The organism is Ruegeria sp. CE9, from assembly GCF_056537425.1.
Genome location: NZ_JBQFRO010000043.1, coordinates 1 through 2,163 on the forward strand (window position 1 = coordinate 1; position 2,163 = coordinate 2,163).

A 2,163-nucleotide genomic window follows, 5' to 3' on the forward strand; every position below is an offset into this window, starting at 1 on the left:
CCACGGTGCTTTCGTATATGGGCTCCAAAGTGACGCTCGTGCCGTGCACATTCCGTGACGGGGGCTGCGCATTTTCTGGAGTGAATAAATGGATTTCATGACGGCGGAATTCGCCATCGTGGCGGTAATGCTGCTTGCAGCGGGTGCAGTGACGGGCGTGCTCGCGGGGCTATTCGGCGTAGGTGGGGGCGCGATGATTGTGCCTGTGCTTTATGAGGTGTTTGGCTTCTTGGGCCTCTCAGATGAGGTGCGGATGCCGTTGGCGGTTGGCACCTCACTCGCCATTATCATTCCTACCTCAATCCGCTCTTATATGGGCCACCGGGCACGCGGAGCGGTAGACGAGGCGCTGTTGAAATCATGGGCGCTGCCCATTCTGGCAGGTGTGCTGATCGGCGCGGGTTTGGCCCGTTTTGCACCGCCATTCATCTTTCAGATCGTTTTTGTCGTGGTGGCGGGGGCCAATGCGATCAAGATGATCTCTGGTGCAAAGAAATGGGATTTGGGCGCTGATTTGCCCACGGGGGCCGGGCTTTATTCCTATGGTGGTTTGATTGGCCTTTTGTCGGCCCTGATGGGGATCGGTGGGGGTCAGATTTCGAATATGATCATGACATTGCATGGCCGCCCCATTCATCAGGCGGTGGCCACATCGGCAGGGATTGGGGTTTTGATCTCGGTCCCCGGCGCGATTGGCTATATGATCGCGGGCCTCGGCCAAGAGGGTTTACCGATGGATGCCATCGGATATGTCTCTTTCTTGGGGATGATCCTGTTTGTGCCAACCACCTTTCTGACTGCTAATTTGGGTGTGAAATTGGCACATAGCCTGTCGCGGCGGCATTTGGAATTGGCCTTTGGCCTCTTCCTTGCGTTGGTCTGTTTGCGCTTTGTTTATGCGATTGTAACGGGCTAATCGGGTACCACCAAGGGTAGCAGTAATGCAGCATAAATACGCTTCTATAAATAGGTTGCAGATCTCATGCCCCTTGGCAGTGTTGAAAACGCTATCATATTCATAGAGTTGCGTATGGATGATTTCACTTGATAAGAAAATTCTATCTTGGTCTTTCTTATTGCATAGGTGACTTGGCCTAAGGGGCAAAAGCGGCGCAAATAGGCCATTAGAGGTCGCAGGGCGTGCATGATTTATCACAAAACCCCCGCAGCATAGAGGGCAATCGCGATCACGCATGGGGCCCTTGGCCATGGAAGATGTGTTTGACTACACTATTGCACCTATTTTGGGGCGGCGTGCCGTGTTGGGCATGGTTGTGTTGCAATCCGATGAAACGCTAGAACACGATCTGCGCCGTATCTTGCCGCAAGAGGAAGTGGCCCTGTATATCAGCCGTGTCCCCAGTGCTGAAACCGTCAGTTCAGACAGTCTTGCTGCGATGGAGGGGCATCTAAGCGATGCCGCCGCCCTTATGCCGCCCGCTTTGGATTTTGATGTATTGGGATATGGTTGCACCTCGGCGACATCGGTGATCGGGGCGGGGCGGGTGGCTGAATTGCTGCGCAAAGGATGCCCCGCAACCCATGTGACCGACCCGCTTTCGGCGCTCGTGGCGGCCTGCCGTCATATGGGGATCACGCGCTTGGCGTTTTTGTCGCCCTATGTGCCCGAGGTCTCAAGCCGCCTGCGCGCCGCAGTCGCGGCACAAGGGGTAAAAAGCCCCGTGTTCGGAACCTTTAACGAGGCGCGCGAACATGCAGTTGCGCTCATCGATGGCCCGTCTGTCACCCGCGCGGCAACGGCGCTGCTGCAACGGGGTGGGGCCGAAGCGGTATTTTTATCCTGCACGAATTTGCGCACCTTGGATGTCATTGATGCCATCGAGGCCGAGACAGGTGCCGTTGCCCTGTCGTCCAACCAAGTGATGGCATGGCATATGTGCCAATTGGCGGGGATTAGGCCCGCCTTGCGCGTGGGGCGCTTAATGGCTGAGCCCCTATTCGCCCGAAGTGCCGAATAGGGTGATCGCCCCACCCAGGAGGGCCATCGCAAAAAAGAACAGGCGCTTTGGCCAATTGCCCGCGCCTGCCGCCGCAATCGCGGCTTGCAGCGCGTAATAAAAGGCAAAGGCGCAGGAGGCATAGCCGATGATGGAAAACACATCGCCAACCCATGTAAGGATCAGCGCAACTGCGCCCAAAATG

Annotated in this window: 2 protein-coding genes and 1 pseudogene; 2 read left to right on the forward strand and 1 reads right to left on the reverse strand. The window is 56.4% G+C overall.

The genetic code is table 11. The features are described 5' to 3' along the window. Positions 1-88: 88 nt before the first annotated feature. Positions 89-916 carry a sulfite exporter TauE/SafE family protein gene (locus ACR0B3_RS23725; protein ID WP_340260343.1) on the forward strand — a complete coding sequence of 276 codons (828 nt, stop codon included), beginning with the start codon at positions 89-91 and terminating at the stop codon, positions 914-916. A 292-nt stretch (positions 917-1,208) separates the two neighbouring features. Further along, complete coding sequence (locus ACR0B3_RS23730) at positions 1,209-1,979, forward strand: maleate cis-trans isomerase family protein (RefSeq protein WP_340299098.1); 771 nt, start codon at positions 1,209-1,211, stop codon at positions 1,977-1,979. Here the strand turns inward: ACR0B3_RS23730 and ACR0B3_RS23735 are convergent. Next, positions 1,956-2,163: pseudogene (locus ACR0B3_RS23735) on the reverse strand (hypothetical protein); the annotation flags it as partial. The gene ACR0B3_RS23730 and the pseudogene ACR0B3_RS23735 sit on opposite strands and share 24 nt — an antisense overlap.

Coding starts and splice junctions, on each gene's coding strand:
- ACR0B3_RS23725 (WP_340260343.1), top strand. CDS start 89: ATGGATTTCATGACGGCGGAATTCGCCATCGTGGCGGTAATGCTGCTT.
- ACR0B3_RS23730 (WP_340299098.1), top strand. CDS start 1,209: ATGGAAGATGTGTTTGACTACACTATTGCACCTATTTTGGGGCGGCGT.